The sequence below is a fragment of the Rheinheimera mesophila genome (assembly GCF_000986865.1).
Taxonomy (GTDB): domain Bacteria; phylum Pseudomonadota; class Gammaproteobacteria; order Enterobacterales; family Alteromonadaceae; genus Pararheinheimera; species Pararheinheimera mesophila.
The window spans coordinates 1-13,920 of the sequence record NZ_LAVS01000022.1; the positions used below are offsets into that span (position 1 = coordinate 1).

General features: G+C 44.6%; 14 protein-coding genes. 9 read left to right on the forward strand and 5 right to left on the reverse strand.

Annotation, left to right across the window (positions count from 1 at the left end; genetic code table 11):
- The 3 genes from SD53_RS09445 to SD53_RS09455 form a co-directional block, all read left to right on the forward strand.
- Positions 1-967 (forward strand): AMP-binding protein (locus SD53_RS09445; RefSeq protein WP_046519996.1); only part of this gene is annotated, 967 nt, incomplete at its 5' end.
- Positions 957-2,039: a LuxE/PaaK family acyltransferase gene (locus tag SD53_RS09450; protein ID WP_046519997.1), complete on the forward strand. Its 1,083-nt coding sequence runs from the start codon at positions 957-959 to the stop codon at positions 2,037-2,039. The genes SD53_RS09445 and SD53_RS09450, both read left to right, overlap by 11 nt.
- Positions 2,036-3,214, forward strand: a complete 1,179-nt coding sequence (locus SD53_RS09455) for an acyl-CoA reductase (protein WP_046519998.1) — start codon at positions 2,036-2,038, stop codon at positions 3,212-3,214. Before SD53_RS09450 ends, SD53_RS09455 begins: the two co-directional genes overlap by 4 nt.
- Here SD53_RS09455 and SD53_RS18035 read toward each other — a convergent pair.
- From SD53_RS18035 to SD53_RS18040, 3 genes are read right to left on the reverse strand one after another with little or no spacing between them, the layout of a single operon-like run.
- The gene (locus SD53_RS18035) at positions 3,211-4,623 is read right to left on the reverse strand and encodes a CDP-glycerol glycerophosphotransferase family protein (RefSeq protein WP_052749329.1); all 1,413 of its coding nucleotides are present in this window, start codon (positions 4,621-4,623) and stop codon (positions 3,211-3,213) included. The two genes, SD53_RS09455 and SD53_RS18035, sit on opposite strands and share 4 nt — an antisense overlap.
- Positions 4,620-5,036, reverse strand: coding sequence for a glycerol-3-phosphate cytidylyltransferase (gene tagD, locus SD53_RS09465; RefSeq protein WP_046519999.1), 417 nt, complete (start codon positions 5,034-5,036; stop codon positions 4,620-4,622). Before tagD ends, SD53_RS18035 begins: the two co-directional genes overlap by 4 nt.
- A 28-nt stretch (positions 5,037-5,064) precedes the next feature.
- Positions 5,065-6,390 carry a glycosyltransferase family 2 protein gene (locus SD53_RS18040; protein ID WP_162198667.1) on the reverse strand — a complete coding sequence of 442 codons (1,326 nt, stop codon included), beginning with the start codon at positions 6,388-6,390 and terminating at the stop codon, positions 5,065-5,067.
- Positions 6,391-6,584: 194 nt separating this feature from the next.
- Between SD53_RS18040 and SD53_RS09475 the strand changes: the two genes are divergently transcribed.
- The 6 genes from SD53_RS09475 to SD53_RS09500 are packed head-to-tail and all read left to right on the forward strand — an operon-like array spanning position 6,585 to position 12,071.
- Complete coding sequence (locus SD53_RS09475) at positions 6,585-7,061, forward strand: hypothetical protein (RefSeq protein ID WP_046520000.1); 477 nt, start codon at positions 6,585-6,587, stop codon at positions 7,059-7,061.
- Position 7,062: 1 nt separating this feature from the next.
- Positions 7,063-7,812, forward strand: a complete 750-nt coding sequence (locus SD53_RS09480) for a formyl transferase (protein WP_046520001.1) — start codon at positions 7,063-7,065, stop codon at positions 7,810-7,812.
- Positions 7,793-8,371, forward strand: a complete 579-nt coding sequence (locus SD53_RS09485) for an adenylyl-sulfate kinase (RefSeq protein WP_052749331.1) — start codon at positions 7,793-7,795, stop codon at positions 8,369-8,371. Before SD53_RS09480 ends, SD53_RS09485 begins: the two co-directional genes overlap by 20 nt.
- Entirely contained in the window at positions 8,368-10,701 is a 2,334-nt protein-coding gene (locus SD53_RS09490; protein WP_052749332.1) for a PEP/pyruvate-binding domain-containing protein, read from the forward strand. The genes SD53_RS09485 and SD53_RS09490 overlap by 4 nt, the downstream gene beginning before the upstream one ends.
- Positions 10,698-11,294 (forward strand): gamma-glutamyl-gamma-aminobutyrate hydrolase family protein, encoded by a 597-nt coding sequence (locus tag SD53_RS09495; protein ID WP_046520002.1) that lies wholly within the window; start codon positions 10,698-10,700, stop codon positions 11,292-11,294. The genes SD53_RS09490 and SD53_RS09495 overlap by 4 nt, the downstream gene beginning before the upstream one ends.
- Positions 11,295-12,071 carry a phosphocholine cytidylyltransferase family protein gene (locus SD53_RS09500; RefSeq protein ID WP_046520003.1) on the forward strand — a complete coding sequence of 259 codons (777 nt, stop codon included), beginning with the start codon at positions 11,295-11,297 and terminating at the stop codon, positions 12,069-12,071. It abuts the gene before it with no gap.
- Positions 12,072-12,094: 23 nt separating this feature from the next.
- Here SD53_RS09500 and SD53_RS09505 read toward each other — a convergent pair whose 3' ends face one another.
- A complete protein-coding gene (locus tag SD53_RS09505) occupies positions 12,095-13,141 on the reverse strand; it encodes a hypothetical protein (protein ID WP_046520004.1) in 1,047 nt (348 codons plus the stop codon).
- A 22-nt stretch (positions 13,142-13,163) separates the two neighbouring features.
- Entirely contained in the window at positions 13,164-13,877 is a 714-nt protein-coding gene (locus SD53_RS09510; RefSeq protein ID WP_046520005.1) for a class I SAM-dependent methyltransferase, read from the reverse strand.
- Between the last annotated feature and the right edge of the window lie 43 nt (positions 13,878-13,920).

The following is a 13,920-nucleotide window of genomic DNA, read 5'->3' on the forward strand; positions in this document are numbered from 1 at the left end:
AGCCAATGCCCGAGCTATTTGTGCTTATTTGCCGATAGAGGCCACGGACACCGCTATTACTGCGCTACCGCTGCATTACTCTTACGGCTTGTCGGTGCTGAATAGTCATCTGTTTAAAGGCGCATCCATCTTACTGACCGAAGCCCTTTTAATGAGCAAAGACTTCTGGCAACAAACCCGGGATTTTCATATCAGCAGCTTACCAGGCGTGCCTTTTAGTTATCAGTTGTACCGTCAGTTGCGGCTGGAGCGTATGCCCCGCCCTGCTTTACGTTATCTGACTCAGGCCGGTGGTAAACTCAATAGCAGCCTGACGGACTATGTGCAGCAGCTCTCCAGTACGCTGCAAAAACCTGTGTATCTGATGTACGGTCAAACCGAAGCCACAGCCCGTATCGCGTATTTACCACCGGAGCTGTTGCAACAGCATGCCGATTGTATTGGTGTCGCTATTCCGGAAGGTGAATTGCTGCTGCGTGACCCGGTCAGCAAAGCATTGATCACTGAAGATTTTAAGGAAGGTGAGCTGTGTTACCGTGGCCCTAATGTGATGTTAGGTTATGCATCATCAGCAGCCGATTTAAGCAGTAATACTGCGCTGACGGAATTAAGCACCGGAGATTTAGCAGAACGCCTGCCCAATGGTTTGTACCGTATTGTCGGGCGCTTAAGCCGTTTTTTAAAACTTCAGGGCAAACGATTACAGTTGGATCATCTGGAGCAACAACTTGCAATATTCACCGACCCAGTCTGCTGTGCTGGTACGGACGATTTGCTCGTGGTCGCTTACACAAGTCCCTCATCCGATAGCGCAGAGCAACTACAACACTATTTACGCGATCAATTACAGCTACATCCGGCGTTATTTAAACTACTGCAACTGGATACCTTGCCTGTGCTTGCCAATGGCAAAGCCGATTATCAGACCCTGCTGAAGCTGGCGATGGAGGCTAATAATGCTAATTGAGCGTGAGCCTTACAGTTTAACTGCGGATGAAAAACAGCCGTTATTGCTGGCGGAACTTAACCAGCTAACCCAGCATCATCAGCAGCATTGCGCGCCCTATCAACAATTGATCAAGGCACAATGGCCTGATTTTGTAACTGCGAAACAAACCACAGAACTGCCCTATCTGGCGGTGCGACTGTTTAAGCAGTTCAAACTGCAATCTGTGCCGGATGATGAGGTGTTTAAAGTGCTGTATTCCAGCGGCACCACAGGCACACCATCCCGTATTGTGCTCGACAGCGCCACAGCCGCTTTGCAGTCGAAAATTCTGGTAAAAATTATGCAGCATTGGCTCGGCAAAGCCCGCTTGCCGATGCTGATCATCGACCATCCGGGCGTGATTAAAGATCGCAGCAATTTCTCCGCCCGCGGCGCTGGTATTCAGGGCCTGTCCTTTATGGGGCGTAATCATTGTTATGCGCTGAATGATGATATGAGCATTAACGTTGAAGCCCTGGAGCAGTTTTGTCAGCAGTTTGGCGACGGCCCAGTGTTTGTGTTTGGTTTTACTTTTATGGTCTGGCAGTTTTTTATTCAGCAATTAAAACAGCAGCAAAAAACTATTTCGTTGCCGCAAGCGGTGTTACTGCATAGCGGCGGCTGGAAAAAACTGCAGGATCAGGCCGTCGACAATAGCACCTTTAAACAACAGGTACTAACGCAAACCGGTATTCGCAGAGTACATAACTTTTATGGCATGGTCGAGCAAGTGGGTGCTATTTTTGTGGAATGTGAACAAGGCCATCTGCATTGCCCCAGTTATGCCGATGTATTGGTGCGCAAACCGGGTAGCTGGCAAACTGCAGCTTTAGGCGAAGAAGGTGTGCTGCAGTTACTCTCCACTTTGCCACGCAGTTATCCGGGCCATAGTTTGTTATCAGAAGACCGCGCTGTGCTGTTAGGCGAAGACAACTGCCCTTGCGGCCGACCGGGTAAATATTTTCATATTTTAGGCCGCTTGCCTCAGGCTGAAGCCCGGGGTTGTAGTGATACGTTTTCTCCCTCAGCAAAATCGGAAGCAGCACTATGAGCTGGACCCTATTAAACCCTGCCACGACCAAAGCAGAGCTACAGCCATCTTTTGCCGAACAGGATTTTGGGTATTGCCAGGCCTTGTCTGAAGCCTTATTAAAAGCACCTCAAAGCCGGGATTTTCCGGATTTAATAGCTTTGGGTTTCTGGTTACGGCAGGCCAATTTAAAACCTTTGCTGGCACCTTATCAGCATTCGCAGCACTTTATCCGCCAGCCTTTAGGTTTGGTATTTCACAGCGCCCCCGCCAATGTCGACAGCTTATTTGTCTACTCAGGCATTTTAAGTTTGCTTTGTGGCAATAAAAACGTGATTCGGTTATCCAGCCGCAGCGGCGGCAGCACAGCGGTATTAATAGAAAAAATCCGTGCTCTGGCAGAATTATTCCCAGCGCAAAACGCCCGTTTTCAGTTAGTGCAGTGCAGCTACGACAGTGCCGAATTGAAAGCCTTGGTGAGCACTGTAGATGGCCGGGTGCTGTGGGGCTCGGATCAGGCGATACAGGCTCAGCGTCAATTGCTGATGCCAGCCCATGCCCGTGAGTTGAGTTTTGGCCATAAATTTTCGTTATGTTTATTAGACGCCGACGCTGTGCTTGCTGCCGATAACGAGCAGTTGCAGCAGTTGGTGCAACTGTTTTACCGCGACCAACTGACTTTTGCCCAACAAGGTTGCTCTTCGGCCAAAGCCGTTCTCTGGTTGGGTGAAACAGCACAAGTACAACAAGCACAGCAGCGGTTTTGGCCAGCTTTAACAGAGCTTATAGAGCACAAGCAGCCACTTAATAGCAGCGAGCAATATCAGGCCTTAGCCACAGCACAGCAGTTGGTAATGAGTAGCCCACAGCAACTGCTATTAACGCAACAACAGAGTATTTCCCGTCTGGCGGTGAACACCTTAACTCCTGAGTTTATTCAGCAGCATCAGGGCTGTGGTTTATTTCTCGAATTAGCGCTTACGGAGCTTACGCAGTTAAATCCCATGTTAAGCCATGCCCATCAAACTTTAACGGTCTGGGGTGTTGACCCCAAACAGCTAAAAGCCTGGCTGACTAGCGTACATACCGGGCTGGATCGGGTGATGCCGGTAGGACAAGCGTTAAGCTTTAGCCCGGATTGGGATGGCATGAATTTAATAGAGCAGTTCAGTCGTAAGGTGGTCTGTACTTTTTAAGCCTGCAGCTTTAGTTGTTGCAGATACTCAATAAGCACTGGACAACACTCCCGATCGACCATACTAAACTTTTGCTGCAGCGCCTGACGCTTAGCTGCAAAACGGTCGGATACAAAATCCTGTGCTATTTGCTCTAGCAACTGGTCGAAATTGTCCGCTGTGCTGCCAGCAATAAAATCCTCTTTGGCGATGGCAAACTGCCCCCGCACTTTCGCGTACTGCTCAATATCATAGATAAAATGCAGCACTGGCTTATTGCAAAGCAAAAAGTCAAAAGCTACGGACGAATAGTCGGTGATCAGTAAATCCGCATCGGCCAGCCAGGGGTAGACATTAAAACGTCCGGGGTAATGGAAAATCCTGTCGCAGCTCTCTTGCTGGCGTAACTCATCAAAAGGTGCCAGAAAAGGATGAGTTTTCATCACAAAAACGGCGTTGTGTTGAACAAGAAACTGCTGCAATGCATCCCAGTCGATCGGGTGATCGTTCTGGCCGTTATCCCTGTAGGTTGGCATATAAACGATGAGTTTTTTACCACTACATAGCTGCTCTAACTGTGCATAAGGCAAAGCATTGTGCCAGCAGCGCTTGGAAGGCTCCTGCACCAAGGCATCGTTACGCGGATAACCAAAATCCAGATAATGTCGGGCCTTAAACATGCTGGGAAATATGTACTGATTAAACCAGCTCGAGCTGGAGATAAAAGCTTCATCCAGAATATGGGCAAAATGTTTATTGCCCGCCAAATGCTTAAAAGGCAAACCATGCCATAGCTGCACCACTTTGGCCTGAGTGCGCAGACGGTTGAACAAAGGATCGGTGGATTCATGATCCAGCACCAGCACTTTGGCTCGTTGTAGTAACCATCGCACCTGCCAGGCTTGATCAATTTGCGCCGGATGAAACTGCCGCTGCGCATCTTTGACCAACAAATACACATCCTGCTGCTGTTTATGATGCTCAGCAAAAGCTACCAGCACATTGCTGTCGACGTATTTTTCGGCGTAATACACAATTTTTGTTTTCGGCAATAGATCCAGCAGCGAGGCAACAGTCTGCTTTAGCAAGGTTTTGAGCTTGTGAAGTGACGAACTTGCTTTGTAAGGCTGAAACTGCAAAGGGTTCAGGCTTTGGCAACACCAGATTTTTTTGGCGACAAAACCATTAGCCAGCATACCTTCCGCTATTTTTTGCTGAAAATCACTGATAGCTATCAGCACCGCATCATGAGGTTTACTTTGCGAGGCCTGATTACAGACATCAGCCCCCTGCTTTAAGTTATCCACCATGCCAAGCACAACAGCGCCTTGCTGCTTAAGCTCCAGCGCAAGGTGTCGGCCTGCCGGATTATCAGGCGCTATATAAAGACGCTGTCCTTGCCAGTCTTTGGCTTTGCGTACTACCGTCAATCCAGAAAATCCCGTTTCAGTTGCATAAAGACCTGAATAGCTTTTTTCAGCTCAGTGGAGGACACGTTGTCGGTACGGGGCAAATACACTACATCACAGTAAGGTTTTAAAAAATCAAACTTGCCCTGCCAATCAGAACCCATCACAAACACATCCACTTTGTGCTGTTGCACATCACTGATTTTTTGCTCCCAGTTTGACTCGGCTATCACCTCATCGACAAAACGCACCGAACGCACCAGCTCTACCCTATGCTCAAAAGGCATCAGCGTGGTTTTACCTTTGGTGGCATTAAACTCATCGGTGGACACAGCCACAATCAGCTTATCTCCCAACTCCCGCGCCCGTTTCAGCAAATTCAGATGACCAATATGGAACAGGTCAAAGGTGCCGTAGGTGAGTACTGTTTTCATCGTTTGCTCCAGTTAAATAAGCCTTACCTTACATTGTCACATAATGCAAAATTCGAGACTCTAACTGACGCTCGGACAATACATGCATTATTGTAAAGTAACTATCTCTCGAACATATAATGACATGCTCAATCATATGATCAGGAACTTTCGATAATTCAAGGCATGGCAGTCCTTTATATGTAGTGCCGTTATCTGATGCAAAACTATCAATAAAACCGACAGGCTGAACCCCAAAAGATTCTAACATTGCTAACCAATAATCTGCCCACATTCCAGTTCCCCACAACCAAAGCGCTTTACTTCCTGAAGCTTTAGCTAAAGCTTTTGCCAGTAGCACTCCGTCAAAGTAATGTGCAGCCAAAGGAGGACTGGCCGGGCGCAAAGCATAACCAGGCGGGGATAAAGTTTGTAAAGAATCTAGTTTCGCCTCAGACAAGAGTTGCTTCTGTAACATCCAAAACTCTTTTTCATCAACTTGTTTTGCAAGTTCAAAGCGACTTTGCACCTGAAGTAAAAATTTAGACACCATCAATTTCGATGACGCTATCGTCATTTGGCTAAGTGAGGGTAGTATTTTAATGAAACTATAAAAATCCTGACTTTGAACAGCCAATAATGACATTCCCTGCAACACATCCAACAGGCAAACCTGCGCCGCTTTAGTCGATACAACTATTTCAATCGCATTCAGCAGAATTCGGACATTCGCATCATGTATCTTTCTGGTATTCGATGAACGGCTATTCGCAAGTCGATGGTACAAAACACCAGTTTGGTGCACGGTAACAGCATCAACCCCGGCTAAAGCCAATCTAAAGTTAAAATCATAATCCTCCATAGCCTGCAATGTTCTTTCGGTTTCATCAAAACCTCCTACCATACGAACATCTTTTGTCCTGTACATAAAAGAATGTAGGGGAGCTACATTTCCCTGGAACAGAGCTTGTAAAAGAGTGTCGAACTTTGGAACACCTTTGATCCATTTATCTGCTTGCAATACCTTGTAACCAATAATAGATAATTCTGCCCGGGAAGGTTCTAGTGAAGATAGTTGTAGAGCACAGCATTCAGGAAGTAACTCGTCATCACAATCAAGAAATTTTATAAACCGCCCCTGTGCTTCACGGATACCCATATTACGCGCAGACGCGACACCACCATTGCATTTACTGAGTAAACGAAGAGTGACATGCTCAGGTACATCTAAGAGTGGTAATGTAATAGACGGTACCGAGCCATCGTCTACCACTATGATCTCCAGCGCCTCCACATGCTGTTGGAAACAAGAGAGCAGCGCTCTTTCCAAATAATGCTGTTGATTATAAACAGTAATAATAATACTAAGATCCATGCTGCCCCATTTCATCAAAACCGCATCACCCGCCGACTATCTGTAACTCACTTTGTATCGACCGATAAGTCTAAAACTGCATTAAATTTTTCCTGCAGTTAAAGTTCAATGCTGGCGTGCCGAAACAAAGCTAGGTATAAGATACTTTAATTAAGTTCAATATTCTTTCTCTTTAGCTCAAGAGTACCGTACTCATGGAACAGAAAAGCTCTCTTATTTCTCCTCAGCCGGGTTCTTACGGCAAGCATGAAAGCGAAGTGCCTGTGTTCAGTGTCGACCAAGCCTTAGAAAACTACATTCAGTCCAGAGTGCAAGCCTTATCAGAATTTGAAAAAAAAGCACCTGCTTTGCCAGAACCCTTGCCTGAAATTGATTTCAAATTGTTGAGAAAACTAGAGAAACGTTTCGTGCTCAAATCCAATATTCGATTAGTTATGGATCCAGTCATTGCAGTCATGTCTGACGGTGCTCTTGATCAACTGATGATTAATCTAGTAGCAAAATTATTAGAGGAATTTAGCATGAATGACGATTGGAATTCTCTGAACACAGCGATCAGAATGCTTGATGTATTAGTTCCTAAATATCTAGGAGCAGCATTAGTTCCCTCGCAATTGAGTGTTGTGCTCCATCGCGAATTATCGATTATGACCACTCTGAACGAATTCTAATATGAAAAATTTTGGCTTCATTTTGTTCCCAAGTATGAGAAGCTGGGCTTATTTACAAGTACTGCATAAGCTGCAATTAGAACCTGATTTGATTGTTGTGATGCAAAACACTAAATGTCCCGAACTGGCCACAGATATAGATGTGAAGTGGGTTACTGATTCGTTTTTTAATCCTGATTATCGTCTTGAACACTATATGTCAGCTCATAAAGTAAAGACCCAGCTGACAGCTTCTGAATCCATCAACGACACAGAATTATTACAACAGCTGAATAAAAGCGGTATAAAACGCTGGCTTTTCAGCGGTGGTGGTATTATCAAAAAGCACTTATTTGAACATGGTCACCAGTTCTTACATGTACACCCGGGCTGGTTACCACACGTAAAAGGGAGTACCTGTTTCTATTACAGTTTGCTTTGTGATCAAAGTCTGGCCGCAAGTTCATTTTGGATGACTCCTGAGCTGGACGCGGGTGAGGCATTGCACGTCAGTCATTTTAAAGTCAACTTGCCAAAAGAGAGATTGAGCCCGGGATTTGTCGATCAAATCCTTGATCCCTGGATAAGGGCTCGTTGTTTGCATAAGACATTGAAGCCAGGAGCCAAACTCCTGTCTGAGCAACAACTGTCTGTTCAGGCACCAAGCAGCAGACCTTGTTATGTTATGCACCCAGTGCTGAGAGCTCTTGCCTTACGCAAGACAATAAGCGCATTTAATAAGGACAAAGAGAGTGGAATCGTTGAGCTCTAAAACGCTACCTCAGGGAAAAGTACTTTGGTTAACCGGATTATCTGGATCTGGTAAGTCAACTATTGCAGCCCTCATTCAAAATCATCTGATTGAGTTAGGTAGATGTCCAGTCATGTTGGATGGTGACCAGATACGGGCCGCTATTGCAGACCCGCATTGGGGTTATGATAATGAGTCCCGCTTGATAGGTTCTTATCGTTATGCCCGGCTTGCATCGCTTTTTTCATCGCAAGGACATATTGTAATTGTACCAACTATAAGTATGTTCCATGAAGTACAGCAATGGAATCGTGCCCATACTCCAGGCTATTTTGAGGTTTATTTACGGACTATGGAACAAACTCGTCGAAGTAGAGACCCTAAAGTCTTATACCGACAGCAAAAGCAAGGACAACAACAAGAGATGGCAGGTATGGATTTACACATCGAAGAGCCACTGACTCCTGATCTGTTGATTGATAATGACGGTGATCAAACACAAATTGCGATAGTAGCGAATTTGATCATTGACGCTTTTCTTAATACTCCATGTACAGGACAGAGTGGAGGCCAAATTTGAATAACTCAGCCTCAGCCAATATGTCGAAATTAAGCAAAGCCCAAACGCTGGAGTTTTTCAGTACAAAACTGACAACAGCTTACGTATTACCGCAAATCGTGTGTACTTTTGAACAATGGATTGAAAACCGCGACGCCATTGTTCATCAGGTACTCCAACAACTCAATCCCCCTTATGTTGTTCGCTCTAGCGCGGGTGACGAAGATAAGCATGAGCAAAGTCTGGCGGGAGCCTATTTATCTTTGCTCAATGTAGAAGCCACATGCGACTCACTGATCAAAAGCGTAAACGAAGTGTTTGACTCTTATCAGCGCCAGTGCCCGGAAGATCAGGTATTTATTCAGTCAATGTTGCAACAGCCTGATTATGCTGGCGTCATGTTTTCGCAGGATCCCAGCACAGGAGCACCCTACTACATCATCAGCGTTGACCAATCAGGCTCGACCGATTCAGTCACCTCAGGGCGTGACAGCGAAGGTTCGACTTACGTTATTGCACATGAGAGCGTTGTCAGCCACATCTGGTTACAACAGTTAATTGATTTATATAAGCAATTACAACCCTATTATCCTGATACGGCTTTAGACATAGAATTCGCAATTAAAGATAACCTTGTTTATCTATTCCAAGTCCGGCCGTTGCAAACCCGCTCATTGCGTGATCTGCCTGTTGCGGCTTACCAGCTAGAACAACGTTGCATCTACAAAAAATTACATCGCCTTACCCAGCGCCATCCTTATCTGCTGGGTGCAACTGGTTTATATGGAGTCATGCCTGACTGGAATCCGGCGGAGATTATAGGGATCAAACCCAAACCTCTGGCCCTTTCTTTATATAAAGAATTGATTACGGATCATATATGGGCAGTTCAGCGATTTAACTATGGTTACAGAGATTTAAGGGGCTTTCCTTTGTTACTCGTCTTGGGTGGCACCCCTTACATTGATATCAGAGTAAGCTTTAATTCATTTGTCCCTTCAAAGCTCGACGCAGACCTGGCAGAGCGCCTAGTGAACTTCTACCTGAATAAGTTAAAACAGCAGCCACATCTGCATGACAAAGTGGAATTTCAAGTTGTTTACTCTTGTTACAGTTTTGACTTGCAGGAACGGCTCAACGAATTACTGGATGCGGGCTTTAGCCCCACAGATCTGCAAAAGATCAGTTCATCTTTACTGGAGCTAACGAATTCGATCATTGCTGATCAAAGCGGTGTCTGGCAGAGTGACTTAAAAAGTATTGAATCTTTACAGCAACGACAAGAGCAGATTCTGAACTCCGATTTGAATAAATTGGATAAAATCTATTGGCTACTGGAGGACTGTAAAAGGTATGGGACTCTGGCTTTTGCTGGTTTAGCGCGGGCAGGTTTTATTGCTGTACAATTATTAAATTCGATGAAAGGTTGTGGTTTGTTATCGGAAACAGAGCACAAGCAGTTTTTGTTGAGTCTTAACACTGTCAGCTCTGAACTAGTTAATGATCACGAGACTCTGGACAAACAAAACTTTTTAAATAAATACGGACACCTGAGGCCGGGCACGTATGACATTTTATCGGCACGTTATGATGAAGCACCTGAACTTTACTTTGGTTCTGCACAAAGTGGAGAGTATTCTCAACCTGGCTCCAGAGAATTTAGTATATCCTTAAGCAGACTAAACAGTTTAAATCAAGCGCTGCAACAGGCTGGCTTTCATGTAGATGCGATCGCTTTGTTTAACTTCATAAAAAAAGCAATCGAAGCCAGGGAATATAGCAAATTTGTTTTTACTAAAAGTTTGAGTGATACGCTCGTGTGTATAGAACAATTGGGAATGCAACTTGGCTTCAGTAAAACGGAACTTGCCTATACTGATATCAAAGATATATTAAAACTTCACTCCACCACTCTAAGTGCGCAGGAAACACTTCACAGCTCTATTCAGTTAGGTATGAATTATCATGCGCTGTGTCAATGGATCAAATTACCAGTACTTATTTCCGATCCAGCTGATGCCGCTTGCTTTCAAATGCTGCCCGGAGAACCTAATTTCATTACCAGTCTTTCTGTTACAGCTCCATGTTGCGAAGCAGACCCCTATGCAGATCTTTCCGGCAAGATTGTTTTTATTGAAGCTGCAGACCCCGGCTATGATTGGTTGTTCTCTAAACACATCGCCGCTCTCGTCACTCAGTATGGGGGCTGTAATTCACATATGGCAATCAGAGCAGCAGAACTGGGGATCCCAGCTGTCATAGGTGCCGGAGAGAGGCTCTACCAGTACTGGAAACAAGCCTCCATTCTTCAGTTAGATTGCCATAGTAAAAAAGTGGCAGTGATACAATGAGAGTGATAGCTGTAAGTCAGAGAGTGGAAGTAATTCCAGTTTATAATGAAAGACGCGATGCATTGGATCAACGTTGGACAGCGTTTTTGTATCAGGCAGGATATTTGCCTTTATTACTCCCAAACCAAGCAGACGTCGCATTAAAACTCATGGCTTTGTACCAGGTGTCCGGATTATTACTGACGGGAGGAAACTCTCTGGAGAGCTATGGTGGAGATTCACCTGAGCGTGATCTAACAGAACAATTACTGATGGATTATGCGGTGAACCATTGTCTTCCGACTGTTGGTGTTTGCAGAGGAATGCAATTTTTACAGCAGTACTTTGGTCAATCACTCGAACCGGTGACAGGCCACGTCAGTGCTCTACAATCTGTCTATATTGGTAATGAAGTGCATCAGGTTAATAGCTACCACCATTTTGCGACCACCAAGACTAACGAGCACTGGTCATGTTTTGCTAAAGCAAGTGATGGAGTTATCAAAGGTATTATTCATAAGCATCTGCCTATCAGCGCTATTATGTGGCATCCTGAACGTATAGAACCGTTTCGTTCATATGACATTGAATTCGTTCAAAAGGTATTTAGATAAATGCGCGCGATCATCCTTGCAGCAGGTATGGGCACCCGCCTTCGTCCGTATACAGAACATTGTCCAAAGGCATTAGTTCCTCTCCTGGGCAAGCCTTTACTTGAGTATCAATTGGAAATCTTGCGATCTTCCAATATTACTGACATCGCTGTAGTCACAGGTTATTGTGCGGAGCAATTCGGGCCCTATCAATTGACTGTGTTTAATAATATGAAATATCAATCAACCAACATGCTATATTCTTTGATGCAAGCTGAAGATTGGTTAAATGGCGATCAGGATGTTCTGATCTGTTATGGAGATATTATTTACACGACAGAAGTTATCAATCGACTGATGGCTTCTGATGCTGAGATTGCAGTTTCTGCTGATTTAGACTGGCAACTGTTATGGCAGCTTAGAATGGAGGATCCGCTGACTGACGCAGAGTCTTTTATCTATAACGCCGAGACGTTATGCATCAAACAGCTTGGTAAAAAAATGACCCACATAAATCAGGCTCAGGCCCAGTACATAGGGCTGTTGAAATTAAGTTCTGCAATACAACCTGCCATCCGTGATGTCTACAACAAACTAGATCCAAAGCTTCGTGAAACGATGTATATGACTGATTTTATTCAAAAACTCATTGATATAGGCTTGGAAGTAAAAGCCTCATTGCATCAGAATGGTTGGCTCGAAGTCGACAGTGTACAAGACCTTCACAACTATGAACACATGCCTGAAAGTACTATAAATCAGTTAAAACTCGGTAGATTGTTACAAAAAAAAGCCTGACGATTCCGAAGCACCTTTTGTTGTTATAAGCCAAAGAAAAATACACCGTAGTTAACTCTACCACACTCGCTGTAATATATTTTGTAGTCCGGGACCCATTGTTTCAACAACGCCGGAACTTTGGAGTCTGGGTAATCTAATATGATAAGCTTAGGTTTGTATGTCTCAATAGTTTGACGAGCCCCCGTTACTACATCATATGCAATACCGATACGTCCACTTTCGATCAAAGTAGGAACAAAACCTGACTCTTTAATATAATCGTCGACTGAATAGGTAAAGATGGCAAGATCTATTTCTCCTGGCTTTAAGGGGTGTTGCTCGTCTAAAGCCAGCACGACACCACCTCCGGTATGTCCTTCACTGGCAAATGCAACCATACCAGTTGAAGACCATGCCCCGGCGCAGACTGGCCGCACTTGGTGCTGCATCTTCCAACTAACAATATTTATACACAGTTCCGCATAAGTGTAAGGATTTGCCTCTAAGCAATGAGCCGTAAACGAGTGGTTAGCACTCACAGCAAAAGCTTGCAGGGGCTTTCCAAGGTAGGGGCCAATACACAAAACCTTTTCTCCAGAGACAGCATGAACCTGTGGATGAGCGTACTGCTCACCAGCCTCATCAGAGAAACCTTCAATATAGAAATTCTGGTTCAACATCTGTTCTTGCTGAAACAAGACTCTCTTTGATTTCAGATCACAAAGAAGTTCAATGTTTTCCGAAAACGATTTTAGCTCATGCTTATAAATTGCAGATTTATGACGAATAACTTTATATTTTTCGGCCACTTTTAACGCCGAGTCACCGGTGAATAACATCAGGTCAAAATACAGACCAGCCTGAAGGTCTGAATCGCTTAATAATGCGAAATTACAACATAGGTCTCCTTCTGTGAGCAGACCTATTACTTCAGCTCCGTGCAATTTGATTTCATTTGCAACAAGTAGTGCTGCAGGGGCATTCCCCGCAACTATGACTTTCAGATGCTGACAATTTGACGCGGCCAAACTAATAAGTGGTGCAACAGGTAGTTCATCAATACGCTTTTGAAACAGTTCACTGTCCATATCCAATTCCCAAAGAAAAGACTTACAACGTCAAAAGAAAGGCGCCTGATTTTTTCCGGCCGCATTCGCTATAAAACACCCGATATTCAGGAACCCATTCTTTTACCTCCTTAAGCCAACTACAAGACGGAGAATCGACCAGTATGAGCCTCGGTTTTAATTGCTGGATAGTCTGTTTTGCCCCCTGGATAACTGCCCGCGCCAAACCTGGACGACCGCACTCGATAAGACTAGGCCTAAAACTTTGAGATGCTAAATAATCATCAAGTCTATACGCATAATAAGCCTCCCTCACTGTCGCTCTGTCTGCTGAGGCAGCTGTAATGATCTCGGGAAAATACATAGCTCCACTGTGCCCCATATGATTGACCGTGAGCAAACCTGACTCTGACCATATTCCGGCACACACTGGAACCACGTAAGGTTCAATATGCCAATGCAACAAATTCCGACATAATGCAGCATACTGATTGCTTCTCTCTTCAAAGCAATGAATACGAACCTGAGGACCCGCAGCCTGTACGAAATGTTTTAGAGGTCCTCCCAAGTGTGGATTAATTGAGACAATCTGCTCAGCAGTGCGGACAAATACTTCTGGATGACGATAAATACTTAACTGACCATCAATAGTCGAAAAGTTTTGCACGTAACTTTGTTGTTGCAGCAACTGAGAATGTTGTTGAAATCGCTGTTTAGAATCTTCATCAGCAAGCAGATGGAAGTTGATATCAATCATTAGTAGCATCCTGACTAAACAAAAAGTCTAACGGGAACAATAA